At 67.2% G+C, this 24,260-nt stretch carries 23 protein-coding genes and 2 pseudogenes; 18 read left to right on the top strand and 7 right to left on the bottom strand.

Going from position 1 to position 24,260, the window contains the following annotated elements; genetic code table 11:
- The first annotated feature begins 52 nt into the window (after positions 1–52).
- Genes rfbD through manB form a run of 3 tightly spaced genes read left to right on the top strand, consistent with a single transcriptional unit; the run spans position 53 to position 2,915 of the window.
- Complete coding sequence (gene rfbD / locus ACVWWN_RS33735; protein WP_457147719.1) at positions 53–946, top strand: dTDP-4-dehydrorhamnose reductase; 894 nt, start codon at positions 53–55, stop codon at positions 944–946.
- Positions 943–1,836: a glycosyltransferase family 2 protein gene (locus ACVWWN_RS33730; RefSeq protein ID WP_457147718.1), complete on the top strand. Its 894-nt coding sequence runs from the start codon at positions 943–945 to the stop codon at positions 1,834–1,836. Before rfbD ends, ACVWWN_RS33730 begins: the two co-directional genes overlap by 4 nt.
- Positions 1,836–2,915, top strand: a complete 1,080-nt coding sequence (gene manB, locus ACVWWN_RS33725; protein WP_457147717.1) for a mannose-1-phosphate guanylyltransferase — start codon at positions 1,836–1,838, stop codon at positions 2,913–2,915. The genes ACVWWN_RS33730 and manB overlap by 1 nt, the downstream gene beginning before the upstream one ends.
- A gap of 48 nt (positions 2,916–2,963) precedes the next feature.
- Here manB and ACVWWN_RS33720 read toward each other — a convergent pair whose 3' ends face one another.
- From ACVWWN_RS33720 to cofD, 3 genes are read right to left on the bottom strand one after another with little or no spacing between them, the layout of a single operon-like run.
- Positions 2,964–3,521 (bottom strand): NUDIX hydrolase, encoded by a 558-nt coding sequence (locus ACVWWN_RS33720; RefSeq protein ID WP_457147716.1) that lies wholly within the window; start codon positions 3,519–3,521, stop codon positions 2,964–2,966.
- Positions 3,518–4,867: a coenzyme F420-0:L-glutamate ligase gene (locus tag ACVWWN_RS33715; protein WP_457147715.1), complete on the bottom strand. Its 1,350-nt coding sequence runs from the start codon at positions 4,865–4,867 to the stop codon at positions 3,518–3,520. The genes ACVWWN_RS33720 and ACVWWN_RS33715 overlap by 4 nt, the downstream gene beginning before the upstream one ends.
- Positions 4,864–5,859, bottom strand: coding sequence for a 2-phospho-L-lactate transferase (cofD, locus tag ACVWWN_RS33710; RefSeq protein WP_457149381.1), 996 nt, complete (start codon positions 5,857–5,859; stop codon positions 4,864–4,866). The genes ACVWWN_RS33715 and cofD overlap by 4 nt, the downstream gene beginning before the upstream one ends.
- A 423-nt stretch (positions 5,860–6,282) precedes the next feature.
- Between cofD and ACVWWN_RS33705 the strand changes: the two genes are divergently transcribed.
- Positions 6,283–6,552 carry a WhiB family transcriptional regulator gene (locus ACVWWN_RS33705; RefSeq protein WP_457149380.1) on the top strand — a complete coding sequence of 90 codons (270 nt, stop codon included), beginning with the start codon at positions 6,283–6,285 and terminating at the stop codon, positions 6,550–6,552.
- Positions 6,553–6,604: 52 nt separating this feature from the next.
- On the opposite strand, the gene ACVWWN_RS33700 is transcribed toward ACVWWN_RS33705, so the two are convergent.
- Positions 6,605–7,027 (bottom strand): metallopeptidase family protein, encoded by a 423-nt coding sequence (locus tag ACVWWN_RS33700; RefSeq protein ID WP_457149379.1) that lies wholly within the window; start codon positions 7,025–7,027, stop codon positions 6,605–6,607.
- A 130-nt stretch (positions 7,028–7,157) separates the two neighbouring features.
- On the opposite strand from ACVWWN_RS33700, the gene ACVWWN_RS33695 reads away from it, so the two are divergent.
- From ACVWWN_RS33695 to manA, 4 genes are all read left to right on the top strand, one after another.
- Positions 7,158–7,577, top strand: a complete 420-nt coding sequence (locus ACVWWN_RS33695) for a DUF3499 domain-containing protein (protein WP_457147714.1) — start codon at positions 7,158–7,160, stop codon at positions 7,575–7,577.
- A 71-nt stretch (positions 7,578–7,648) separates the two neighbouring features.
- Positions 7,649–9,034, top strand: a complete 1,386-nt coding sequence (locus tag ACVWWN_RS33690) for a phosphomannomutase/phosphoglucomutase (RefSeq protein WP_457147713.1) — start codon at positions 7,649–7,651, stop codon at positions 9,032–9,034.
- Positions 9,031–10,158 carry a TobH protein gene (locus tag ACVWWN_RS33685; RefSeq protein WP_457147712.1) on the top strand — a complete coding sequence of 376 codons (1,128 nt, stop codon included), beginning with the start codon at positions 9,031–9,033 and terminating at the stop codon, positions 10,156–10,158. The genes ACVWWN_RS33690 and ACVWWN_RS33685 overlap by 4 nt, the downstream gene beginning before the upstream one ends.
- A gap of 4 nt (positions 10,159–10,162) precedes the next feature.
- Complete coding sequence (gene manA, locus ACVWWN_RS33680; RefSeq protein ID WP_457147711.1) at positions 10,163–11,389, top strand: mannose-6-phosphate isomerase, class I; 1,227 nt, start codon at positions 10,163–10,165, stop codon at positions 11,387–11,389.
- Here manA and ACVWWN_RS33675 read toward each other — a convergent pair.
- Positions 11,386–12,345, bottom strand: coding sequence for a DUF808 domain-containing protein (locus tag ACVWWN_RS33675; protein WP_457147710.1), 960 nt, complete (start codon positions 12,343–12,345; stop codon positions 11,386–11,388). The two genes, manA and ACVWWN_RS33675, sit on opposite strands and share 4 nt — an antisense overlap.
- Entirely contained in the window at positions 12,342–13,739 is a 1,398-nt protein-coding gene (locus ACVWWN_RS33670; RefSeq protein WP_457147709.1) for an FAD-dependent oxidoreductase, read from the bottom strand. Before ACVWWN_RS33670 ends, ACVWWN_RS33675 begins: the two co-directional genes overlap by 4 nt.
- A 77-nt stretch (positions 13,740–13,816) precedes the next feature.
- On the opposite strand from ACVWWN_RS33670, the gene ACVWWN_RS33665 reads away from it, so the two are divergent.
- From ACVWWN_RS33665 to ACVWWN_RS33635, 7 genes and pseudogenes are all read left to right on the top strand, one after another.
- Positions 13,817–15,280 (top strand): amino acid permease, encoded by a 1,464-nt coding sequence (locus tag ACVWWN_RS33665; protein ID WP_457147708.1) that lies wholly within the window; start codon positions 13,817–13,819, stop codon positions 15,278–15,280.
- 111 nt (positions 15,281–15,391) lie between these two features.
- A pseudogene (locus ACVWWN_RS33660) lies at positions 15,392–16,597 on the top strand (alkane 1-monooxygenase); the annotation flags it as partial.
- Positions 16,489–16,878, top strand: a pseudogene (locus tag ACVWWN_RS33655) (rubredoxin); the annotation flags it as partial. The pseudogenes ACVWWN_RS33660 and ACVWWN_RS33655, both read left to right, overlap by 109 nt.
- Positions 16,879–16,929: 51 nt before the next feature.
- Entirely contained in the window at positions 16,930–17,112 is a 183-nt protein-coding gene (locus ACVWWN_RS33650; protein ID WP_457149378.1) for a rubredoxin, read from the top strand.
- A gap of 47 nt (positions 17,113–17,159) precedes the next feature.
- On the top strand, positions 17,160–17,792 hold the full coding sequence (gene alkX / locus ACVWWN_RS33645) for a TetR family transcriptional regulator AlkX (protein ID WP_457147707.1): 633 nt from the start codon (positions 17,160–17,162) through the stop codon (positions 17,790–17,792).
- Positions 17,793–17,883: 91 nt separating this feature from the next.
- Positions 17,884–19,365: an adenosylhomocysteinase gene (ahcY, locus tag ACVWWN_RS33640; protein WP_457147706.1), complete on the top strand. Its 1,482-nt coding sequence runs from the start codon at positions 17,884–17,886 to the stop codon at positions 19,363–19,365.
- Positions 19,366–19,585: 220 nt separating this feature from the next.
- The gene (locus ACVWWN_RS33635; RefSeq protein ID WP_457147705.1) at positions 19,586–20,704 is read left to right on the top strand and encodes a DUF2235 domain-containing protein; all 1,119 of its coding nucleotides are present in this window, start codon (positions 19,586–19,588) and stop codon (positions 20,702–20,704) included.
- On the opposite strand, the gene ACVWWN_RS33630 is transcribed toward ACVWWN_RS33635, so the two are convergent.
- The gene (locus ACVWWN_RS33630) at positions 20,670–21,044 is read right to left on the bottom strand and encodes a heme-binding protein (protein ID WP_457147704.1); all 375 of its coding nucleotides are present in this window, start codon (positions 21,042–21,044) and stop codon (positions 20,670–20,672) included. The two genes, ACVWWN_RS33635 and ACVWWN_RS33630, sit on opposite strands and share 35 nt — an antisense overlap.
- 192 nt (positions 21,045–21,236) lie before the next feature.
- Between ACVWWN_RS33630 and ACVWWN_RS33625 the strand changes: the two genes are divergently transcribed.
- Genes ACVWWN_RS33625 through mtrB form a run of 3 tightly spaced genes read left to right on the top strand, consistent with a single transcriptional unit; the run spans position 21,237 to position 24,256 of the window.
- Entirely contained in the window at positions 21,237–21,866 is a 630-nt protein-coding gene (locus ACVWWN_RS33625; protein WP_457149377.1) for a dTMP kinase, read from the top strand.
- A 48-nt stretch (positions 21,867–21,914) separates the two neighbouring features.
- Positions 21,915–22,601 carry a two-component system response regulator MtrA gene (mtrA, locus tag ACVWWN_RS33620; RefSeq protein ID WP_457147703.1) on the top strand — a complete coding sequence of 229 codons (687 nt, stop codon included), beginning with the start codon at positions 21,915–21,917 and terminating at the stop codon, positions 22,599–22,601.
- Complete coding sequence (gene mtrB, locus ACVWWN_RS33615) at positions 22,598–24,256, top strand: MtrAB system histidine kinase MtrB (RefSeq protein ID WP_457147702.1); 1,659 nt, start codon at positions 22,598–22,600, stop codon at positions 24,254–24,256. The genes mtrA and mtrB overlap by 4 nt, the downstream gene beginning before the upstream one ends.
- Positions 24,257–24,260 lie beyond the last annotated feature (4 nt).

Genomic DNA, 24,260 nt, shown 5'->3' with positions numbered 1-24,260 from the left:
TGCGAGACGGGCGCAGACCGGGTAGCCGAGATCGGCGTGCCAGACTCGTCGGGTGTCTTCGCAGAATTCGGGCCGAATCGTCATCTCGGGCGCCGGCGGCATGCTCGGACGTGTCTTGGCAGATCAGGCGCGTCAACACGGACGTGACGTACTGGCGCTGACGTCGTCGCAGTGGGATATCACCGATGCCACGGCGGCCGAGCGTTTCATCGGGCGCGGCGACGTCGTGATCAACTGCGCGGCCTACACCAAGGTCGACGCCGCCGAGACCGATGAGCAGCGGGCCCACGCCGTCAACGTCGCCGGGCCCGAGAACATCGCGCAGGCGTGCGCCCGCGCCGGCGCCGAGCTCATCCACGTCTCGACCGACTACGTATTCAGTGGCGAATTCGAGGACGGCCAACCGCGTCCGTACGAGATCGACGACGAGACCGGTCCGTTGAGCGTGTACGGGCGCACGAAACTGGCGGGCGAATTCGCGGTGCTCGCCGCGCTGCCCGACGCGCATATCGTCAGGACGGCGTGGGTTTACCAAGGGGCCGACGGCGCCGATTTCGCCGCGGTGATGCGCCGGTTGGCGGCCGGCGATGGGCCGGTCGATGTGGTGGCCGACCAGGTCGGCTCGCCCACCTTCGTCGGTGATCTGGCCGGCGCGCTGCTGCAGGTCGCCGACGGAAACATCCGCGAACCGCTGTTACACGCCGCCAACGAGGGCGTGGCGAGCCGCTTCGACCAGGCCCGGGCGGTGTTCGAGGCGGTCGGTGCGGATCCGGAGCGCGTGCGCCCCATCGGCACCGACCGTCATCCCAGGCCCGCGCCGCGGCCCGCATACTCGGCGTTGTCGGGCCGGCAGTCCGCCGCGGCGGGATTGACACCGCTGCGGCCGTGGCGCGAGGCGTTGGCCGCGGCGCTTTCTTCAGCGGGGCCGTTAACCTCGACGCCGTGAGCGACGAACTGATGGTGGTGACAGTGACGTACTCACCCGGACTGCACCTAGATCGTTTCCTGGCCACCCTGTCGCATGCCACCGACCGGCCGGTGACGGTGATCATCGCCGACAACGGTTCGACCGACGGTGCTCCCGAGGAGGCGCTGGAGCGGTACCCGAACGTCCGGCTGCTGCGCACGGGCAGCAATCTCGGTTATGGCACCGCCGTGAACCGTGCGGTCGACGAATACCTCAGGGGTGGAGACCGCGCCTCGTACGCGGATTTCTTCGTGGTCGCCAACCCCGATGTGCAGTGGGGTCCGCGCAGCATCGACCTGCTGCTCGAGGCCGCTGCCCGCTGGCCCAGGGCCGGGTCGCTGGGGCCGCTCATCCATGATCCGGACGGTTCGGTGTACCCGTCGGCGCGGCACCTGCCGAGTCTGATCCGTGGCGGTATGCATGCGGTCGTCGGACCGGTATGGAAATCGAATCCGTGGACGGCTGCCTACCGCCAGGAACGGTTGACGCCCAGCGAACGTCCCGTCGACTGGCTGTCCGGCTCTTGCCTGTTGCTGCGCCGGGCGGCGTTCGATGAGGTGTCGGGCTTCGATGAGCGCTATTTCATGTACATGGAGGACGTCGACCTGGGTGATCGTCTCGGCAGGGCGGGCTGGCAGAACGTATACGTGCCGTCGGCGGAGATTTTGCACGACAAGGGACACGCGGCCGGCCGGGATCCGGCCCGCAACTTGGCGGCCCACCATCGGAGCACCTACACTTTCCTGGCAGATCGCCATGCCAGGTGGTGGCAGGCGCCTCTGCGATGGACGATCAGGGGCGCGCTCACCGCGCGCGCGAGCCTGGTGGTCCGGCACACTCGACGCAGGCGGGCGAAAGGACGGCTCTAGTGGTCAACCCGGCAGAGGTGGACGCCGTCATTCTGGTGGGTGGGCAGGGGACCCGGCTGCGGCCGTTGACGCTCTCGGCGCCCAAGCCGATGCTGCCGACCGCCGGCCTGCCGTTTCTGACCCATTTGCTGTCACGAATCGCCGAGGCCGGTATCGAACATGTCGTGCTGGGTACCGCCTACAAAGCGGGGGTCTTCGAGTCGGAGTTCGGCGACGGGTCAAAGCTCGGACTGCAGATCGACTACGTCGTCGAGGACGAGCCGATGGGTACCGGTGGCGGCATCGCGAACGTGGCGCGGAAGCTGCGTCACGACACCGTGATGGTGTTCAACGGCGACGTGCTGTCCGGCGCCGACCTGGGCGCGCTGCTGGGTTGCCACGAGCAGAACGGCGCCGACGTCACGCTGCACCTGGTTCGCGTCGGCGATCCCCGCGCCTTCGGCTGCGTGCCGACCAACACCGACGGCGTGGTGACCGCCTTCCTGGAGAAAACCCAGGATCCGCCCACCGACCAGGTCAACGCGGGTTGTTATGTGTTCAAGCGTGAGGTGATCGAAAACATCCCCACGGGCCGGCCGCTCTCGGTCGAGCGCGAGGTGTTCCCGCAACTGTTGTCGGACGGGGCGAAGGTGTGCGGCTACGTCGACGCGACGTATTGGCGCGATATGGGCACACCCGATGACTTCGTCCGCGGCTCGGCCGATCTGGTGCGCGGTATCGCGCCGTCGCCGGCACTCAGCGGGCAACGCGGGGAAAAGCTGGTTCACGACGGCGCGGCCGTGGCGCCGGGCGCGCTGCTGATCGGTGGCACGGTGGTCGGTCGCGGCGCCGAGATCGGCGCGGGCGCCCGCCTGGACGGCGCGGTGATCTTCGACGGCGCACAGGTCGGGGCGGGCGCGGTGATCGAACGCTCGATCATCGGGTTCGGCGCCCGCATCGGTCCGCGTGCGTTGATCCGCGACGGTGTCATCGGCGACGGCGCCGACATCGGGGCGCGGTGCGAGCTGCTGCGCGGGGCGCGGGTCTGGCCGGGAGTCACGATTCCCGACGGCGGCATCCGCTATTCGACCGACGTCTGAACACATCTCGCCGAGACAGAACCCAGGGTCGCCGAATCTGCCTGCGTGTTAGCGACGGGGAATGCGGTTTCGGCGAGATTGGGCGGCCGACGCGAGCTGGGTAAGTCCGAAATCGCTGTCGTCCGGCAGTGCGTCCAGCGGCCACCAACGCAAATCCAATGACTCGTCACTGCAAGCGATTTCGGCCTTCGCCGGGGCGTGGGCGATGAACTGCATGTCGAGATGGCGGGTGGGCACGCCCAGTGAACACGTCACCGGGTGGACGTGCAGCGCGGCCAGGTGTGGATCGACGGTCAGCTCGTCGATCCCCGATTCCTCGGTGGCTTCGCGCAGCGCGGCGGCTCGAATGTCCGTGTCGGTGGTCTCACAGTGGCCGCCGAGCTGAAGCCACCGCCCGACCCGCGGGTGCAGCGTCAACAGCGCCGCGGTGCCGGTGTGGTCGACGACGAGGGCCGACGCGGTGACGTGGCCCGGGACGCATTCCCGCAGGCAGGCATCGGGGCGCGCGGCCAGATACGACAGCACCGCGTGACGCAGCGTGTCCTGGCCCGGGTCGGGAGCGGGCCATTCGGTCAAGATGTCGACCGCCGAGCCGTGCAGACTCACTTGCGTACCAGTAGGCCGTCGGTCGGTACCGGTTCGCGCGGCCCGGACGGGCCCGCACCGTCGTCGGGATAACCGATGGCGATGGCGCCCAACGGCTCCCAGTCGGCGGGCAGCTCCAGCTCGTCACGGACCAAATCGGCGGCGAAGATCGTGGAGCCGATCCAGCAACTGCCCACTCCCCGGACCGCGAGTGCCACCAGCAGGGCTTGGACGGCCGCGCCCACCGCGACGGTGAACATGGTGTGCTCGGCGGCGGTGCGGGCCGGGTCCGGATAGCTGTGCGCACCCTCTGGAACCATGAATGGGATGACCAGTTCTGGTGCCTGGTAGAGGATTTCGCCGCGAGCGACCCGACGCTCGACGTTCTCTGCCGGCTTGCCGTCGCCAATCAGGTCGGCACGCCACCGGTCCTTCATCCGGTCGAGCAGCCGAACTCGCGCGGAGGTGTTCTGCACCCACACGAACCGCACGGGTCGGGTGTGATGCGGCGCCGGAGCGGTCAGCGCCTCGGCGACGGCGCTTTCGATCAGCTCCGGCGCTACCGTCTGCGGGCCGAAATTGCGCACCGAACGCCGCAGCAGCTGCGCCTGGCTTCGGCCGAGTGCCAGCGCCTCCTCGGTGCCCAGCCAGAACAAGTCGTCCTCGCCGGGCCGGAGCAACGTGCGCGCGTTGGATCCGTCGTCCCGCAGTCGCAGGCCCCGCACCACCGCGACCGGGATGTCGGTCAGCTTGCCCTTCACCAGATCGGCCGCCGCGGCGATCTCGTCGGCGACGGCGATCTCGGTGACGATCAGGTCGTTGCCGTGCCTGTCCTGAGCCCCCGCGTACCCGTGCAGCACACTCAGACCCGCCGCGCCGATCGCGAAGTCGGTCTGGCCGTTCCGCCAAGCCCGGCCCATCGTGTCGGTGATGACGACGCCGACCGTCACGCCGAGCCGGTCCAGGAGGTCGGCCCGCAGCGCAGCCGCGCTGGCATCGGGGTCGGTGGGCAGGAGGGCGAGTTCGGCGCTGTCGACGTTGGAACCATCGACGCCCGCCGCGGCCTGCACCAGCCCGAGCGCATTCTCGGTGATCAGGGTCCGTCCCTTGCGGGCGAGCACCCGGACAGCCTCGGCGTCGATCAGCTTGCGCCGTAGCGTGTCCCGCTCCTGCGGGTCGATCGGCGCATCGACGATGCGGCCTTCGCACTTGGAGACCACCTTGCTGGTGATCACGACGATGTCGTCGTCGCGTAGCCACGGTGCGGCACCGGCGAGGGCCGCCGAAAGGTCGTCACCGGGCCGGAACTCGGGCAGGCCGGTGACCGGAAGCAGTTCGACGGAGGCGGCGGATCCGTGTTCGGTCATGCTCGTCCCAACGTCAGTCCGGCTAGATCGAATCCGGCGCGCACCATTTCGGCGGTGGTCGCCGGATCCGTCATCAGCAGCGGGACCGCCCGCACGTCGACACCGTCGATACGCGCGTCGTCACCCTCGTGCACCAGCCAGCCGTCGAGGATGCCAGTGGCCGAGCGCGCACCGAAGTGCGCCCCGACGGCTTCGGAGGTGCTCGCGACACCGATGACCGACAGGCATTCGTCGGCCATGCCGCGCAAGGGCTTTCCGGCAACGATGGGGGAGTAGCCGATGACGGGGGCCGCGGTCGAGCGCAGCGCCCCGCGGATACCCGGGACGGCCAGGATCGAACCGATGCTCACCACCGGGTTGGACGGCGCGAGCAGCACCACATCGGCGGCCTCGATCGCCTCGGTGACGCCCGGACCCGCCGAGGAGGCCTCGGCGCCGACGAACGCGAAGCTATGGGTCGGCACCTTGGCGCGATAGCGCACCCACCACTCCTGGAAGTGAATCGCGCGCTGCTCGCCGTCGTCCGGATCGGTGATGACGACGTGGGTTTCGCTGCGTTCGTCACTGGCCGGCAGTAGTCGTGCGCCGGGCGACCAGCGGTCGCACAATGCCTCGGTCACCTGTGACAGCGGATAGCCGGCCCGCAGCATCTGACTGCGCACCAGGTGGGTGGCCAGGTCGCGGTCGCCGAGGCCGAACCAGTCGGGCTGCACACCGTAGGCGGCGAGTTCCTCTTTCGCGTGCCAGGTTTCGTCGCGGTGGCCCCAGCCGCGCTCCGGGTCGATCCCGCCGCCCAGGGTGTACATGCACGTGTCCAGATCCGGGCAGATCCGGACCCCGTACATCCACGCGTCGTCGCCGATGTTGACGATGGCGGTCAGATCGTTATCCGACTGTGTCCCTGCGCCGAACTGGCCGAGCCCCAACAGGCGCTGTACGCCCAGCAGGAAGCGCGCGCCCCCGACGCCGCCGACCAGTACCGTCACCTTCACACCGACCGACATTAGGCCGTACGCCTCCAGCGGGTTCACTCTGGTCACCATCGAGACACGCCGACGCGTCGACGCGCCGAATTCCTGTCACGGAATGATATGAATTTCTGTTCCAGCGCTTGACCCCGGCAGCTAACACGTGTGTAATCACTCCAGTGTCATTTCCTGGTTGGACGGCCGGTTTCGGTGGCGCAGACCGAGATTCGATCACATGTTCGAATTGAGATGGCCACACATCGCAATAGTGGGGCTCCGTTTAGGTATCTACGAAACCAGGTGAGGAGGCGGAACATGGCTTATGAGCACGTCGATTTCGATCGTCCGATCCCTTTTGAAAACCGGGCACTCGGCTCGGTCGGCACTGCACCGCACACCCATACCGGACCGACACCTTTGGGGGCCACCGGACGCCCTCAATTGAGTTTGGTTCCCGAGCGAATTGAGGTTGCTCCGGCAACTATCGATCCGGACGCCGAGGACCAATGGCAAGAGCGCGCTTTGTGCGCTCAAACCGACCCCGAGGCGTTTTTCCCCGAGAAGGGCGGCTCGACCCGCGAAGCCAAGCGAATCTGCCTGGGTTGCGAGGTGCGCGACAGATGCCTCGAATACGCGCTGGCCCATGACGAGCGCTTCGGCATCTGGGGTGGTCTGTCCGAGCGGGAGCGGCGCCGCCTCAAACGCGGCATCATCTGACGCTGGACGCTGGATCCCGCAAGCGCTCATTGCAGCGTGAGCGGCGTGTACGTTACTCGTCGTCGATCGTCGGGTCGATGACCGAAGGCTCGACGCCCAGATACGTGGCGACCTGAGCCACCAACACTTCATGCAGTAGCTCGGCGAGTTCGACGGTGTCCTTCGCCCGTCGCTCGATCGGCTTGCGGAACAATACAATTCGCGCTCTAGTCGCATTGCCTCGGACATCGACGCCTGCGGGGATCAGGCGGGCCAGTGCGATCGGCCCGTCGGCGATGACCTCCGGCGGCCACTGCACGCTGTCGGGGTCCTTCGGAGAGATCCGCGGGATCTCGTCGACAGCGACATCGAGGGTCGACACCCGGTCCTGCCATCGCCGCTCGATCGGTTCGTAGGCCTCCAGGACCGCCATGTCGAACAGCTCGGCACGGCTGCGCCAGCCCGGCACCGTCGGCGGCAGAAGCACGCCCCGCATCTCCCTGCCGTGGCGCGATCCCCGCATCTTTTGCTCGGCCACGTCCAAGATCGTAACGGTTGGAGATCGGGGTCGGAGTGGCTGCGCGTGTCCGGCGGCTCGCGGGGTTGGTGCGCGATAGCCTCTCGCTGTGAACGTTCCCCGTCGCTGCTGCAGGCCCGGGTGCCCTCACTACGCCGTCGCGACATTGACCTTCGTGTATTCGGATTCGACCGCCGTCGTGGGTCCGTTGGCCACAGTGTCCGAGCCGCATTCGTGGGACCTGTGTGTCATCCATGCCGGCCGGATCACCGCACCCCGCGGCTGGGAACTCGTTCGCCACGCAGGCCCGTTGCCCTCCCACCCGGACGAGGACGACCTGGTCGCGTTGGCCGACGCGGTGCGGGAGGGACGAGACGGCGCCGCACCGATCAACGGCGTCGTGGCAGGATTCTCCGATCCGGTCACCGGTGTGCACGGAGGCGCGTTGATGGCTCCGGCCGCGCCGCGACCGGAGACGAATGGTCGGCGACGCGGCCATCTGCGGGTGTTGCCGGACCCGACCGACTAGGCGTCTGGTCGGCGTGTGGCCGCCGGCCGACGGTTAGGCTGGCGCCAACGGTCCCCTTCGCAAGGAGCTCTATGTCACGGCCCGCCGCGGCTGTACACCGCGTCATCAAGGCGTATGACGTACGTGGTCTGGTCGGCGAGGAACTGGACGAGGCGTTCGTCGCCGACGTCGCCGGCGCATTCGCCCGGCTCGTTCGTGACCACGCCTCCCGGGTGGTGATCGGCTACGACATGCGATCGAGCTCGCCGTCCTTGGCGGCGGCGTTCGCCGAGGGCGTGGTCGCGCAGGGGCTGGACGTCGTCCGAATCGGACTGGCCTCGACGGATCAGCTGTATTTTGCGTCAGGGCTGCTGGACTGTCCGGGCGCGATGTTCACCGCCAGCCACAACCCCGCCTCCTACAACGGGATCAAGTTGTGCCGGGCGGGTGCGAAGCCGGTCGGCAAGGACACCGGCCTGGACACCATCAGTGCCGAGGTCATCGCCGGTGTGCCCGGATACGACGGGGCGCGCGGCTCGATCTCCGAACGCGATGTGCTCGCCGGCTACGGCGAGTTCCTGCGGTCGCTGGTCGACGTCACGCAGTTGCGCCCGCTGAGGGTTGCCGTCGACGCGGGGAACGGCATGGCCGGTCACACCGCGCCCGCCGTGCTCGGGCCGATATCGTCGGTCACTCTGCTGCCGCTGTACTTCCAGCTCGACGGCACGTTCCCCAACCATGAGGCCAACCCGTTGGAACCTGCCAACCTGGTCGATCTGCAGTCTCACACCGTCGACTCCGGCGCCGACATCGGGCTCGCCTTCGATGGCGACGCCGACCGGTGTTTTGTCGTCGATGAAACGGGGCATCCGATCTCCCCGTCTGCGGTGACCGCATTGGTGGCGGCGCGGGAGTTGAACAGGGAGATCGGCGCAACGGTGATCCACAACTTGATCACCTCGCGCGCGGTACCGGAACTGGTCGCCGAGCGGGGTGGTACTCCCGTCCGGGCCCGCGTCGGCCATTCCTATATCAAGGCACTGATGGCCGATACCGGCGCCATCTTCGGCGGCGAGCATTCCGCCCACTATTACTTCCGTGACTTCTGGGGCGCCGATTCGGGGATGCTGGCGGCGCTGTATGTGCTGGCGGCACTCGGGGAGCAGGACCGGCCGCTGTCGGAGCTGATGGCCGACTACCACCGCTATGAGTCTTCCGGCGAGCTCAACTTCACCGTCACCGACGCCGAGGGTTGTGTCGACGACGTCCTGTTGTCCTTCGGTGCTCGGATCCAGTCGATCGATCACCTGGACGGTGTCACCGTCGACCTGGGCGACGGCAGCTGGTTCAACTTGCGGATGTCCAATACCGAACCGTTGCTGCGCCTGAATGTCGAGGCCCGCAGCGCCGAAGAAGTCGACGAGATCGTCGGCGTGGTGGCCGGCCGAATCGCCGCCCGCAGTGAGGCGGCGACGTGAATGCCGGATCTCGCTCATCGGCTGCCATCGTCGACCTCGACGATGTCAACGGCTTGCTCGACGCCGACCGCGACGGCCTGTTACGGGCGGCGTCGATGGCGGGCGCGCAGGTGCGTGCCACCGCTGCCGCCGTGGACGAGGGAGACCTGGACGCACTGAAGTCCGACCAGCCGCCGCGCACGGTGATCTGGGTAGCCGGCCGCGGCAATGCCGAGTCGGCCGGGGCGATGCTGGCGGCGGCGCTGGGCGGGTCGACGGCGGCGCCGATCGTCGAGGCGTCCGAGGCGCCGCCGTGGATCGGTGCGCTCGATGTGCTGATCGTTGCCGGTGACGACCCCGGCGACCCCACACTGGTCGCCGCGGCGGCCACCGGTGTGCGGCGCGGGGCGCGCGTCGTGGTGGTCGCGCCCTACGAGGGCCCGCTTCGCGACGCGACCGCCGGACGCTCGGTCGCCCTGGCGCCCCGCGTCTGGGTCCGCGACGATTTCGGTCTGGTCCGCTACCTGGCCGCCGGCCTGGCCGTGCTGCAGATGGTGGATCCCGGCGCACGCGTGGATCTGGCAGCGCTGGCCGACGAGCTGGACGCGGAGGCGTTCCGCAACAGCGCAGCGCGCGAACTGTTCACCAACCCCGCCAAGTCTCTCGCCGAGCGCATGTCCGGCCGCGATGTCGTGCTCGCCGGTGACAACGGGGCGACGCTGACGCTGGCCCGGCACGCCGCGGCCGTGCTTCTGCGGGTGGGCCACCAGCCGGTCGCGGCGGTGGGGCTGGGCGACGTGATGGCCGCGCTGCGCAGCGGCATGGCTGCCACCACGTCCGGCGCCGATCCCGGACAGTCGATATTTCATGACGAGCAGATCGACGGCCCGTTGCCGAGACACATCCGCACGTTCGTGGTGACCACCGGCGACGAGCGAGCCGTGGTGGCTGCCCGGGTGAGCGGTTTCGGCGACGTCGACGTGATCAACGCCGACGATGTGCCGGAGACGATGGATGCGATGGATGGGACGGATGGGTCGCTGGCCGCCGCGACGCCCGTGATCGGGCGCCCGGAGCAACAACTGGCGATGCTGGCGGTGCGGTTGGAGATGACGGCCGTATACCTGCGACTGGTTCGAGGTTAGGCGAGTGCATCTGTTACGCGGTGCGGTGCGGACCTACGCATGGGGTTCGCGGACGGCGATTGCCGAGTTCACCGGACAACCCAGTCCCACAGCGCATCCCGAGGCGGAGCTGTGGTTCGGCGCGCACCCGGGAGATCCCGCCTGGCTGGAAACAGATGACGGCGAGCAGTCGCTGCTGGACGCGTTGCGCAAGGATCCGGAGGGGCAGCTGGGGCCGGCGGTGCGCAGCCGCTTCGGTGACACATTGCCGTTCCTGCTCAAGGTGCTCGCCGCCGACGAGCCGCTTTCTCTGCAGGCCCACCCCAGCGCCGCTCAGGCGGTGGAAGGCTTTGCGCGCGAGGAACAGCTGGGCATCGGGTTCTCGGCGCCGACGCGCAACTACCGAGACCGCAGTCACAAGCCCGAATTGCTTGTTGCACTAGGGCAATTCGAGGCACTGGCCGGCTTCCGTCCAGCGGCACAGAGCGTCGAACTGATGCGGGCGCTGGCGGTGGCCGACCTGGATCCGTTCGTCAACCTGCTCTCCGATCAGTCCGACGCGGACGGCCTGCGGGCGCTGTTCACCACCTGGATCACCGCGCCCCAGCCCGACCTCGACCTCTTGGTTCCGGCGGTGATCGAAGGGGCGATCAACTACCTCCGTTCGGGCGAGAAGAAATTCGCGGCCGAGGCCAAGACCGTGCTCGAACTCGGCGAGCGGTATCCCGGCGACGCGGGCGTGCTGGCTTCGATGCTGCTGAACCGGATCTCGCTCAGCCCGGGGGAGGCCATCTACCTGCCCGCCGGAAATCTGCACGCCTATCTGCAGGGCGTGGGTGTCGAGGTGATGGCCAACTCCGACAACGTGCTCCGCGGCGGACTGACCCCAAAGCACGTCGACGTGCCCGAACTGTTGCGAGTGCTGGACTTCACGCCTGCGATCGACATCGTGTTTCGTCCCGAAACCGCGAAGGACGGAACGGAACTCGTTTACCACACGCCGGCGCCGGAATTCGCGGTGTCGGTGCTGCACATCGCCGGTGACCAGGTGGGCCACGAGATCGACGCCCCTACTCCCCACGACGGCCCGCAGATCCTGCTGTGCACGGAGGGCTCGACGGTGGTGCACGCCAAGACGACCGCGGTGACACTCGAGCGCGGATCGGCAGCATGGGTGGCCGCTGACGACGGCCCGATCCGCCTACTCGCGCAGGATCCGACGAAGCTGTTCCGCGCGACGGTCGGCGTCTAAGCGGCGTCCGACTTCGCAGGCGCCTCGTGCTTCTTGCCGAACGGCAGCACGCTGACGATCGCCACGACGACGGCTCCGACGATCAAGCCGATGACGGCGGACGCCGCGGTGTTGACGAGCCAGGCCAGCAGCCCGCCGACGCCTTGGACGGCGTGATGGACGAACTCCTCGGCGTGGTGGACCAGTCCGTACGGGGCGTGCCAGCCGACTGTGTCGGTGCCGACCAGCAGGATGTGGCCGCCGACCCAGAGCATCGCGACGGTGCCGATGGCCGAGAGCGCCGACAGCAGTTTGGGCATCGCGGCGACCAGGCCGCGCCCGACCCGCTGCGCAAAACGTGACGAGCGCTGGGCCAGGCTCAGGCCGATGTCGTCCATCTTCACGATCAGCCCCACCACGCCGTACACCGCGGCGGTGATCACGATGGCGACGGCGACGAGGATGATCAGGCGCGGCCAGAACGACTGGTCGGCGACCTCGTTGAGCGCGATCACCATGATCTCGGCCGACAGGATGAAATCGGTGCGGATGGCGCCGGCCGTCATCTGGCGTTCGGCGTCGCCGCCCGCGGCGGTGGTGGGCGCCGCGTGTGCATCGTGGCCCCTCAAGCGACCCCACACCTTCTCGGCGCCCTCGTAGCAGAGGTAAGTGGCGCCGACCATCAGGATCGGGGTGAGCAGCCACGGCACGAACTGACTGAGCAGCAACGCGGCGGGCAGGATGAACAGAAGTTTGTTGCGCAGGGATCCGATCGCGATGCGCTTGATCATCGGCAGTTCGCGATCGGCGGTGATCCCGTGCACGTACTGGGGCGTCACCGCGGTGTCGTCGATCACGACGCCCGCCGCCTTGGCGGTCGCGCGTCCGGCGGCCGCGCCGATGTCGTCGACCGATGCAGCCGCAAGCCGAGCCAGCGCGGCGATGTCGTCGAGGAGCCCGAACAGACCCGCGCTCATCGCGTCCCCGTCATGGCAACGAACCTACCCGACGAGATCGCGGTCACGCGCCGTCGGATTCGCCGCGTGTGCTCCGCCAGCCACAACAGCATGTTGTGGCGGACCGTACGGCCGACCAGCCGTGCCGACGGCACCATGTACAGGCTGTCGAGCAAGCTGAAGCGGCGCAGGAACCATTCGGCCAGTACGGGATCCGTCTCCGCGGCGCCGAGGAACTGATCGAACAACCGGCCGACCGGCCGGTACCACCACGGCTTCGGCCCGCTGGCGCGGTGCAACACCAGGTCGCCGATCGCGTTCATCGTCCACACCGGATAGGTGGTCTTTGCGGCAGCGTTGTTGAACTCGGTCGGCAGGTCGGCACCAGGCGTCTCGAGCGCTCGACGCAGGTGACCCGCGTGCAGCGAGGTCATCGTCATGCCCTGGCCGAAAGTCGGGTTGAAGCTCGCCACCGCGTCACCGAAGGCGATGATGCCGCCAGGGAACGGGTCGAGTTTGTCGTAGCGACGCCAGCGGCTGGTGGGGTATTTGTGGAACGCGATGTCGCCGATGGGCTCGCCGCGGCGCACCGCGGCCGCGATATGTGCGGGCAGGATCGCGTCGGCGAGCGCACACATTCCCGAAAAGTCATGCGGTGGCTCGACTTTGGCCACGCCGAAGGTCGTCAGCCCCCAGGTGCCGTCCTCGTAGCAGAGCATGCCGAGGCCCAGCGGCTGGTGGTCAGAGGCGCCGGCCACGATGACCTTCTCGGCGATCAGGCCATCAGGGATGCGCAACTGATGGGTGGCGTATCCGATGCCAACCTCGACAGCGTCCTCGCGGGGACGTTCGAATCCCCACTGCGCCAGCCACACCGGCAACCGGGTGCCTCGGCCGGCCGCGTCGACGACGAGCTCGGCCTCCACCACTCCCGACTCGAGGACAACGCCGGTGACCCGTTGCCGCGCGGCGTCGAATCGCGGTTCGGTGACCGTGCCGTGCACGAAGTCGACATTGTCGATCGACGCGACCCGGCGCCGGATCTGCCATTCCAACTGGGGCCTGCTGGGTACGTAGGCGGTGAATTCGTCCTGCAGTCGATGCCGGGTGCCCAGGACATGGCCGGCGGCGCCGAAGTGGATGCAGTCCGGGCGGTTCTCCAGGATCGGCACACCGGCGGCGACCATGTCGTCGAGCAGACCGGGGAAGTGTGCCTCCAACTCCTGCGCACCCCGGGCCATCAGCAGGTGTACGTGTCTGCCCTGCGGGACGGCGGCACGGTTGGCCGGTCCCGCCGGCAGCTCGTCGCGCTCGTAGACCGTCACCCGGTCGTAGAAATCAGACAGTACCCGCGCGGCGCACAGTCCCCCGATGCCGGCGCCGATGACGACCGCGTGATGGCCCTGCCGCCCCATGAATACCGACAGTAGTGGGTATCCAAACCGACAACGGCGCCGCAGGCGCGGCCGGAGGTCAGCGAAAGGACGGTCCCGTGGGGCGGCGAACCAAGTCTGTCGAGCAGTCGATCCAGGACACCGACGAACCCGGCACCCGGCTCCGCAAGGATCTGACCTGGTGGGACCTGATCGTGTTCGGGGTGTCCGTGGTCATCGGCGCAGGCATCTTCACCATCACCGCCTCCACAGCGGGCACCATCACGGGCCCCGCCATCTCGATCTCGTTCGTCCTCGCGGCGGTCGCGTGTGGGCTGGCCGCCCTGTGCTACGCCGAGTTCGCGTCGACGGTGCCGGTGGCGGGCAGCGCATACACGTTCTCCTATGCCAGCTTCGGTGAGCTGGTCGCCTGGATCATCGGCTGGGACCTGGTGCTCGAGTTCGCGGTCGGCGCGGCGACCGTCGCCAAGAGCTGGTCGACGTACCTGGGCGAGGTGTTCGGATTCGCCGGGGGCGAAGTCCATATCGGCGGCCTCGGCGTCGATTGGGGAGCCGTGCTGATCGTCGCGGTCGTCACGACGCTGCTGGCCCTCGGCACCAAACTCTCCTCGAACGTCAGCGCGGTCATCACGCTCATCAAGGTCGCCGTCGTCATCCTGGTCATCATCCTCGGCGCCTTCTACATCAAGGCGGCCAACTACACGCCGTTCATCCCACCGGCCGAGTCGGGCGGGACCGGCGGGTCAGGGGAGCAGTCGCTGTTCTCCCTGCTGACCGGCGCGGGCAGCAGCCACTACGGCTGGTACGGGCTGCTGGCCGGCGCGTCGATCGTGTTCTTCGCGTTCATCGGTTTCGACGTGGTGGCCACGACCGCCGAAGAGACCAAGAACCCACAGCGCGATGTGCCACGCGGCATCATCGGCACCCTGGTGATCGTCACGGTCTTGTACGTCGCGGTCGCCGTCGTGCTGTCGGGCATGGTCCGGTACACCGAGCTGAAGAACGCGGGCGAGGACGCCAACCTCGCGACGGCGTTCACGGTCAACGGCGTCTCGTGGGCGGCCAAGGTGATCTCGATCGGAGCCCTCGCCGGTCTGACGACGGTGGTGATGGTCCTGATGCTCGGTCAGGTCAGGGTGCTGTTCGCGATGTCGCGCGATCGCCTGTTGCCCTATCAGCTGGCGAAGACGGGCACGCACGGCACGCCGGTACGGCTGACCATCCTGGTCGGGGCTCTGGTCGGCCTGGCGGCGGCGTTCTTCCCGATCACCAAGTTGGAGGAAATGGTCAACGTCGGCACGCTGTTCGCGTTCGTTCTGGTCTCGGCGGGCGTGATCGTGCTGCGACAGAGCAGGCCTGACCTGAAGCGCGCATTCCGCACACCGCTGGTGCCCTGGTTACCGATCGCGGCGATCCTCGCGTGTACGTGGCTCATGCTCAACCTCACCGCCCTGACCTGGATCCGGTTCCTGGTCTGGATGGCGCTCGGACTGCTCATCTATCTGGTTTACGGACGCCGTCATTCGGCGGTGGCCAACAGGGAACCCGAAGCCGTGCACTGACCTCGAGCGGCTCTGCGGCTTTACAAAGCACCTTATTATGTCTAGACAACGGACAAAGTCGCTCCTATAGTCAACCTCAGACGTCGTGACGGCACGCACTGAGGAGATGCAATGACCACCGAACTCTCCGAGATCGACATCGATCAGTGGCGCGACAAGAAGCGTCATCTGTGGCTGATGGGCCTGGTCGCGCCCACGGCGCTGTTCGTCGTGCTGCCCGTGGTGTGGGCGTTCAACCAGTGGGGCTGGCACGCCGCCGCGCAGACGCCGTTCTGGATCGGGCCGATCCTGCTGTACGTCGTGCTGCCGGCACTCGATCGGCGCTATGGCCCGGACGGGCAGAACCCGCCCGACGAGGTGATGGAGCGCCTGGAGAACGACAAGTACTACCGCTACTGCACCTACATCCACCTGCCCTTCCAGTACGCCAGCGTGGTCTTCGGCGCCTATCTGTTCACCGCATCGGAGGTGAGCTGGCTCGGCTTCGACGGATCCCTGGGGTGGCCCGCCAAGATCGGGCTCGCGCTGTCGGTCGGGATGCTCGGAGGGGTGGGCATCAACACCGCACACGAACTCGGCCACAAGAAGGACTCCCTCGAGCGGTGGCTGGCGAAGATCACGCTGGCGCAGACGTGGTACGGGCACTTCTACATCGAGCACAATCGCGGGCACCACGTACGGGTGGCCACTCCGGAGGATCCGGCGTCGGCGCGGTTCGGCGAGACGTTCTGGGAGTTCCTACCGCGCAGCGTGTGGGGGAGCCTGCGCTCGTCGTGGGAGCTGGAGGCACAACGGATGCGCCGATTGGGTAAGAGCCCGTACGACATTCGCAATGATGTGCTCAATGCGTGGCTGATGTCGGTGGTGTTCTGGGGCGCGCTGGTCGCGCTGTTCGGCCCGGTGTTGGTCCCTTACATGGTGATCCAGGCGGTGTTCGGCTTCACGCTGCTGGAGACGGTCAACTACCTGGAGCACTACGGTTTGCTCCGGCAGAAGACCCAAAGCGGCCGGTACGAGCGGTGCGCGCCGCAACACAGCTGGAACTCCGATCACATCGTGACCAACCTGTTCCTCTATCACCTGCAGCGGCACAGCGATCACCACGCCAACCCGACCCGCCGGTATCAGACGCTGCGCAGCATGTCCGGGGCGCCGAACCTGCCCAGCGGGTATGCGTCGATGATCGCGCTGACCTACGTTCCGGCGCTGTGGCGCAGGGTGATGGACCACCGGGTGCTCGAGCACTACGACGGCGACATCGCCCGGGTGAACCTGCATCCGCGGGTCCGCGACAAGGTTCTCGCGAAGTACACCGCCGACGAGCGCTTGCGCGTGGGGGTACTCCCCTCGCAAGCGGTGGTCCCACCCGCCCGAAGGGCAGGGGGAGAGAGGAGGACCGACGAGCGCTTGCGCCTGCGCGTGGAGCAGAGGACCGACCAAGGGGCAGCAGGAGTGTCCCGGTGACCGCCTACCGGTGCCCCGGCTGTGACTACATCTATGACGAGGTGAAAGGCGCGCCGCGCGAGGGATTTCCCGGGGGTACGCCGTGGCGCGACGTTCCCGAGGACTGGTGCTGCCCCGATTGTGCGGTGCGCGAGAAGGTCGACTTCGAAGAAATGGGAGTGAGGAATGGGAGTGAGGCAATGAGTATGAGTGACTACAAGCTGTTCGTCTGCGTGCAGTGCGGATTCGAGTACGACGAGGAAAAGGGCTGGCCGGAGGACGGTATCGCACCGGGCACCCGCTGGGATGAGATCCCCGAGGACTGGAGTTGCCCGGACTGCGGCGCGGCGAAATCGGACTTCGAGATGGTGGAAATCGCCCGGCCGTGACGGCGGCATCGGCCAGGGAAGCAACCGGAAAAGATAAGGTCGCGCGTGTGACCGGCCCTCGCGACCCGCGAACCGCGCAGCGCGTCCCCTACGCCGAGGCGCAGAGGGCGTTGCTGCGCGATTCGATCCTCGACGGCATGCGGGAGTTGCTACTCACCCGCGACTGGTCGTCGATCACACTCTCGGACGTGGCGCGTGCCGCAGGCATCAGTCGGCAGACGATCTACAACGAATTCGGGTCTCGGCAGGGTCTGGCGCAGGGGTACGCCCTGCGGCTGGCAGACCGCCTCGTCGACCAGATCGAGCGTGCCGTCAACGGCAACGTCGGCGACGTCTACGCCGCCTTCCTGCAGGGCTTCCGCGACTTCTTCACCGAGTCGGCCGCCGATCCGCTGGTGATTTCGCTGCTCACCGGTGGCACCAAGCCCGACCTGCTGCAGTTGATCACCACCGACAGTGCCCCGATCATCACCCGGAGTTCGGCGCGGCTGACCGAGTCGTTCATGCAGAGCTGGGTGCGCGCCAGCGAAGAGGACGCCGGAGTGCTGGCCCGCGCTATCGTCAGGTTGGCAATGAGTTATGTCTCGATGCCGCCCGAGGCCGACCACGACGTCGCCCGAGACCTAGCCCGTCTCATGACGCCGTTTGCGGAACGCTACGGTGTGATCGAGCAGAACTAGGGGCGACGGGGTCCGAGCCACCCGTGACCGACTCCACCTAATATGTAACAAGGCTAAGTAATGTGACGCGCGCACGAGAAGGAACCCCCATATGACGACGACTTCAACTGTTTCCGGGCAGGGGCTGACCGCTGATGTCTCGAACGGCATCGACTACAAGGTGGCCGATCTGTCCCTGGCCGATTACGGCCGCAAGGAGATCCGGCTGGCCGAGCACGAGATGCCCGGGCTGATGTCGTTGCGGCGCGAGTATCACGATGTGCAGCCGCTGAAGGGCGCACGGATCTCGGGTTCGCTGCACATGACCATTCAGACCGCGGTGCTGATCGAGACCCTGGTGTCCCTGGGCGCTGAAGTTCGATGGGCGTCGTGCAACATCTTCTCCACCCAGGACCACGCGGCTGCTGCCGTCGTCGTCGGCCCGCACGGCACCCCCGAAGAGCCCAAGGGTGTTCCGGTTTTCGCGTGGAAGGGCGAGTCCCTCGAGGAGTACTGGTGGGCCGCCGAGCAGATGCTGACGTGGCCTGGCGAGCCGGCCAACATGATTCTCGACGACGGTGGCGACGCCACCATGCTGGTTCTGCGCGGCGCGGAGTTCGAGAAGGCCGGCGTCGTGCCGCCCGAGGAGGACGACGACTCCGCCGAGTGGAAGGTCTTCCTCTCCCTGCTGCGTGCGCGCTTCGAGACCGACAAGACCAAGTGGACCAAGATCGCCGAGTCGGTCAAGGGCGTCACCGAGGAAACCACCACCGGTGTGCTGCGGCTCTACCAGTTCGCGGCCGCGGGCACGCTGGCCTTCCCGGCGATCAACGTCAACGACTCGGTGACCAAGTCCAAATTCGACAACAAGTACGGCACCCGGCATTCGCTGATCGACGGCATCAACCGCGGCACCGACGTGCTGATCGGCGGCAAGAAGGTGCTGATCTGTGGCTACGGTGACGTGGGCAAGGGTTGCGCCGAATCGCTGGCCGGCCAGGGCGCCCGGGTGTCGGTCACCGAGATCGATCCGATCAACGCGCTCCAGGCGCTGATGGACGGCTTCGACGTGCGCACGGTCGACGAGGCGATCGGCGAGGCCGACATCGTCATCACCGCCACCGGCAACAAGGACATCATCACCCTCGAGCACATGAAGGCGATGAAGGATCAGGCGATTCTGGGCAACATCGGCCACTTCGACGATGAGATCCAGATGGCCAAGCTCGAGCGCTCCGGTGCCAAGCGGCTCAACATCAAGCCGCAGGTCGATCAGTGGATTTTCGACGACGGCACGTCGATCATCGTGCTGAGCGAGGGCCGGCTGCTGAACCTGGGTAACGCCACCGGGCACCCCTCGTTCGTGATGAGCAACAGCTTCTCCAACCAGGTGATCGCCCAGATCGAGCTGTGGACCAAGAACGACGAGTACGACAACGAGGTCTACCGACTCGCCAAGCATCTCGACGAGAAGGTCGCGCGCATCCATGTCGAGGCGCTGGGTGGCACGCTCACCAAGCTCACCAAGGAGCAGGCCGAGTACATCAACGTCGACGTCGAGGGCCCGTACAAGCCGGAGCACTACCGCTACTGAGCTTCCTCGAGGTGGACGGCCCCCGGCGCAGCGTGTGTCGGGGGCCGTCTCTCGTCGGGAGCGCATGGCGTGGGTAACGCTGAATTCACTATGTGGGAAAGCGCAAACGCGCTCTGTTGAACGGCTTGGGGGACACGACCGTCGGAGCGGGTGTCGGCCTTTGGTCGCCGATGCCGTGCGGGGGCTCCCTTGCCCGGCACACCGTTCGAGGAGCGCCGAAATGTCCAAGCGTCTGATTGTGTGCTGCGATGGCACCTGGGAAACCACGAATGTTCGGGATCTGACGAACGTCGCGAAGATCGCGCTGGCGATCGCTCCGGAGGATTCGGCAGGGGTGGAGCAGCGTACCTACTACCAACCGGGCGTCGGAACCCGGTGGTTTAACAAATATGCGGGAGCGATCTTCGGCCTCGGTGTGTCACCGGATATTCGCAACGCGTACCGGTACATCGTCCAGAACTTCGACCCCGGCGATGAACTCTTCCTGTACGGGTTCAGCCGCGGCGCCTTCACCGCCCGCAGTCTTGCGGGCTTCATCCGGAACTCCGGTGTTCTCCGTCGCGAACACATCGACCGCCTGGATGAGGCTTACGCGCTGTATCGCAGCCGCAAGGACGCCGCGCATCCCAGAAGCGTCGAGGCCCAACTGTTCAGGCGTGCCTACTCGCATGAAACGCGCATCCGCTTCATCGGTGTCTGGGATACGGTTGGCGCCCTTGGCATTCCGCTCACCGGGCTGCCGTTGGTCGACCTGATCAACGACCAATCCCGGTTTCATGACACGGATCTCAGCTCAACCGTCGACGCCGCATTCCATGCGCTGGCGATCGACGAACACGCATCGCTCTTTCGGCCCACGCTGTGGACGCCGCAAAAGCATGCTCCCGCACATCAGCGAGTCGAACAGGTCTGGTTCGCCGGAAGCCACAGCGACGTCGGCGGCGGCATCCGCGGCCATGGTCTCAGTGACGTAGCTCTGGCCTGGATGGTCGAACGCAGCCGCGAATACGGTCTGGCGTTCAGTCCGGACGATGCGGCCGCCAGCGAGAAGTCCGGTGCCGCAACGGACATCTCTCCAAACCCTTTGGGTCGGCTGCATACCGGCCACGTCGGGATTTTCGGCCTTCTTCCGCAGCGATACGTCCGGCCCCTCGGCGCCGTCGACGCGGCGCACGAGTACCTCGCGTCGACCGCGCAGGAACGGCACCGACTCCTGCCGGACTACGCACCGCCGAACCTGGTTGCCTATCTGAAGCGCGGCGCTCGAGAGATGACGGTGCTGCCGACGACGCGCGTGCGACCTGTCACGGGCTTGGTGGCTGACCGCAGCGGTTCTTGATGTCGAGCAGCGGTTGCCGGATGCCGGCCATATCGGCTTTCTCGTCGGGATGAGAAGCCATGTAATCCTTGACCTTTGACGCGATCTGTTCCCGTGACAGAGCCTTCAGGCTGGACATGAAGTCGTTCAGGTCGGGGTGCGTGAACAAGTACGCCGACGTCGATGCGGACACTCCCGACCGGACTCCCTCGAGGTCGGCGGCGCTGCAATTCGGGGGATTGGCGGCGGGATCTTGATTGGCGTTCGCGATCGGCGCGGCAGCGAACAGAGCTGCGCCGACGATCCCGCCACTACAAATCGCGGCGGCGAGAGTTCGCGGGTTCACGGCAGGCAATTTCATGGCTCACAGTTTGCGGGCATCTGGTATACCGGCGTCCGATGTCAAGCGCATTCACAGATGACTCCGTTCGGCTTCACAGCTGGGTGTGGGCACAACGCGGCAGCACCCGCCGGATCGCGTCCCCGGCCCGGCACCGCGATCGTCGCCCGGTTGTCGGCGCCTGGTGCGGGCGGGGCCCGGTACGCTCGCCGCGTGCTCATCGTCATCGAGGGTGTCGACGGCGCCGGCAAGCGAACGCTGACAACCGGCCTGCGGACGGCCTTCGAGGCCGACGGGCGGTCCGTGGCGACGCTGGCGTTCCCGCGTTACGGGCGCTCGGTGTCGGCCGACCTGGCCGCCGAAGCGCTGCACGGCGGTCACGGCGACCTGTCGTCGTCGGTGTACGCGATGGCGGTGCTGTTCGCGCTCGACCGCGCGGACGCGCGTGAGGAGATCAACCGCCTGCTCGCCACCCATCCGGTGGTGATCCTCGATCGCTACGTCGCATCCAATGCCGCCTACAGCGCGGCGCGGCTGCACCAGGGCGTCGACGGTGAGGCGGTGTCGTGGGTGCGTGAGTTGGAGTACGAACGCCTGCGCCTGCCCGCGCCGGACTGGCAGGTGCTGCTGGACGTGCCGACGGAACTGGCCGCCGAGCGCGCCGTCAACCGCGCCAGCCAAGACGCCGACCGCGCCCGGGACGCCTACGAGCGCGACGACGGACTGCAGCGCCGGACCGGCGAGGTGTACGGGGAGCTGGCCGCGGGCGACTGGTGCGGGCGGTGGGTGGTCGCGGGCCCGGCCGTCGACGCCGCCGATCTGGCCGCGTCGCTGACTCACTAGCAGACTCGCGGGCGCGCTATCAGCGATTTGTCGCGATTCGGTGACACCATGGACACCATGAGGCAAAGGATCCTGGTCGTCGATGACGACCCTTCGTTGGCCGAGATGCTCACCATCGTGCTGCGGGGGGAGGGCTTCGACACCGCGGTGGTCGGCGACGGCACCCAGGCGCTCACCGCGGTGCGTGAACTTCGGCCCGATCTGGTGCTGCTCGACCTGATGCTGCCCGGCATGAACGGCATCGACGTATGCCGCGTGCTGCGCGCCGACTCCGGTGTACCGATCGTGATGTTGACGGCCAAGACCGACACCGTTGACGTGGTACTCGGTCTCGAATCGGGTGCCGATGACTACGTGATGAAGCCGTTCAAGCCCAAGGAGCTGGTGGCCCGTGTGCGCGCCCGGCTGCGCCGCAATGAAGACGAGCCCGCTGAGATGCTCTCGATCGGCGATATCGAGATCGACGTGCCCGCCCACAAGGTCACCCGGCAGGGCGAGCAGATCTCCCTCACTCCGCTGGAATTCGACCTATTGGTGGCGTTGGCGCGCAAACCGCGGCAGGTGTTTACTCGTGATGTGCTGCTCGAACAGGTGTGGGGGTACCGGCACCCCGCTGACACCCGTTTGGTGAACGTGCATGTCCAACGTTTGCGGGCCAAGGTTGAGAAAGACCCGGAGAATCCGCAGGTGGTTTTGACTGTCCGAGGAGTGGGATACAAGGCCGGACCCCCGTGATCTGGAGCTCGAGGCGACGCATTCATCGGCGTTCTGCACCACTTTTACGCGGATTGGGTGCGTTGGGTCGGGCGATGGGGCTTGCCTGGCGACGGTCGCTGCAGCTGCGCGTCGTCACGTTGACACTCGGCCTGTCGCTGGCCGTCATCCTGGTGCTCGGCTTCGTACTCACCAGCCAGATCACCGACCGCATCCTCGAGGTCAAGGTGCGCGCCGCGACTGAGGAAATCGAGCGAGCACGCAACACCGTCAGCGGCATCGTCGGCGGCGAGGAGACCCGTTCGCTCGACAGCAGCCTGCAACTGGCGCGTAACACGCTGATCGACCGCAAGGCCGACTCCGGCGCGGGGCTGGCGGGCGCCTTCGATGCGGTGCTGGTGGTTCCGGGCGACGGTCCACGCGCGGCGACCGCGGCGGGACCCGTGCAGCAGGTGCCGAAGGCGTTGCGGGATTTCGTGAAGGCGGGCCAGGTCAGCTATCAGTACGCGACCGTGCACACCGACGCCTTCTCCGGTCCGGCACTGATCATCGGCAGCCCGACCACATCTTCCGCGTCGACGGTGACCAATCTCGAGCTCTACCTGATTTTCCCGCTCAACAACGAGGAAAGCACCATCGCGCTGGTGCGCGGGACGATGGCGACCGGTGGTGTGGTGCTGCTCGGGCTGCTGGCCGCGATCGCCCTGTTGGTGGCCCGCCAGATCGTGCTGCCCGTGCGGTCGGCCTCGCGGATCGCGGAGCGGTTCGCCGAAGGGCATCTGACCGAACGCATGCCGGTGCGCGGCGAGGACGACATGGCCCGGCTGGCCGTCTCGTTCAACGACATGGCCGAAAGCCTGCACCGCCAGATCACCCAGCTGGAGGAGTTCGGCAACCTGCAACGGCGGTTCACCTCCGATGTGAGCCACGAACTGCGCACACCGCTGACCACGGTGCGGATGGCCGCCGACCTGATCTACGACCACAGCGAGGACCTCGACCCGGCACTGCGGCGCTCGACCGAGCTGATGGTCAGCGAACTGGACCGGTTCGAGACGCTGCTCAACGACCTGCTGGAAATCTCGCGCCACGACGCCGGCGTCGCCGAGTTGTCGGTCGAATCGGTGGATCTGCAGTCGACGGTGCAGAGCGCGCTTGACAACGTCGGGCACCTGGCCGACGACGCGGGCATCGAGCTGATCGTGGACATGCCCGCCGAGGGCGTGATCGCGGAGGTCGACCCGCGCCGGGTGGAACGGATCCTGCGCAACCTCATCGCCAACGCCATCGACCACGCCGAACGCAAGCCGGTGCGGATCCGGATGGCCGCCGACGAGGACACCGTCGCGGTCACCGTCCGCGACTACGGCGTCGGACTGCGGCCCGGCGAGGAGAAGCTGGTTTTCAGCCGGTTCTGGCGGTCGGACCCCTCGCGGGTGCGCCGCTCGGGCGGCACCGGCCTCGGGTTGGCCATCAGCATCGAGGACGCCCGACTGCACCAGGGCAGGCTCGAGGCGTGGGGTGAACCGGGCAAGGGGGCCTGTTTCCGGCTCACGCTTCCGCTGGTCCGCGGCCACAAGGTGACCACGAGCCCGTTGCCGATGAAACCCGTTGGCCCCGAACGGCCGCCGCGGCCGAGCTCCCGCGAACGCGCGCCGGCCCAGGAGAGCGTGTGAAGCG

The organism is Mycobacterium sp. URHB0021 (assembly GCF_054057895.1).
This window is presented reverse-complemented; position numbering and strand designations above follow the sequence as displayed.

Excerpts from the sequence above, each read along its gene's own strand:
- ACVWWN_RS33700 (WP_457149379.1), bottom strand. The coding sequence starts at position 7,027 with ATGCGGGGCGTGCTTCTGCCGCCGACGGTGCCGGGCTGGCGCAGCCGT.
- ACVWWN_RS33630 (WP_457147704.1), bottom strand. The coding sequence starts at position 21,044 with ATGAAATTGCCTGCCGTGAACCCGCGAACTCTCGCCGCCGCGATTTGT.
- ACVWWN_RS33715 (WP_457147715.1), bottom strand. The coding sequence starts at position 4,867 with ATGACCGAACACGGATCCGCCGCCTCCGTCGAACTGCTTCCGGTCACC.
- ahcY (WP_457147706.1), top strand. The coding sequence starts at position 17,884 with ATGACGACGACTTCAACTGTTTCCGGGCAGGGGCTGACCGCTGATGTC.
- ACVWWN_RS33650 (WP_457149378.1), top strand. The coding sequence starts at position 16,930 with ATGAGTGACTACAAGCTGTTCGTCTGCGTGCAGTGCGGATTCGAGTAC.
- ACVWWN_RS33675 (WP_457147710.1), bottom strand. The coding sequence starts at position 12,345 with ATGAGCGCGGGTCTGTTCGGGCTCCTCGACGACATCGCCGCGCTGGCT.
- ACVWWN_RS33635 (WP_457147705.1), top strand. The coding sequence starts at position 19,586 with ATGTCCAAGCGTCTGATTGTGTGCTGCGATGGCACCTGGGAAACCACG.
- ACVWWN_RS33670 (WP_457147709.1), bottom strand. The coding sequence starts at position 13,739 with ATGGGGCGGCAGGGCCATCACGCGGTCGTCATCGGCGCCGGCATCGGG.
- mtrA (WP_457147703.1), top strand. The coding sequence starts at position 21,915 with ATGGACACCATGAGGCAAAGGATCCTGGTCGTCGATGACGACCCTTCG.
- ACVWWN_RS33690 (WP_457147713.1), top strand. The coding sequence starts at position 7,649 with ATGTCACGGCCCGCCGCGGCTGTACACCGCGTCATCAAGGCGTATGAC.